Source organism: Bacillus sp. GbtcB10 (assembly GCF_019091365.1).
Taxonomy (GTDB): Bacteria; Bacillota; Bacilli; order Bacillales; family Bacillaceae; genus Bacillus; species Bacillus altitudinis.
The window spans coordinates 1-278 of record NZ_JAGXJP010000097.1; the positions used below are offsets into that span (position 1 = coordinate 1).

A 278-nucleotide genomic window follows, 5' to 3' on the forward strand; every position below is an offset into this window, starting at 1 on the left:
GCGGCGCTAGCTAATGATGCCGCTTTCGCTCTAACTTGACCAAAAGCTCCATCCATACCATATGCAAATCCTTGTGCGAAAGCTAGTCCCACTGAATTCGCGATAATAGAACCAAGTCCACTTAAACCTCCACCAGCAACATTCGCACCACTTCCTTGTGCTGCCCCACGCTTCGACCCTAAATCATTAACAAACTTATTACCCGCTTTTGAACCGCCACCGCCATCAGTCGCATTACCCAGAGTACCTTCGACACCTTGTTTTACATTTGTGGCTGC

At 48.6% G+C, this 278-nt stretch carries 1 pseudogene; it reads right to left on the reverse strand.

The window, feature by feature from the left end:
- Positions 1-278: pseudogene (locus tag KVT11_RS19770) on the reverse strand (phage tail protein); the annotation flags it as partial.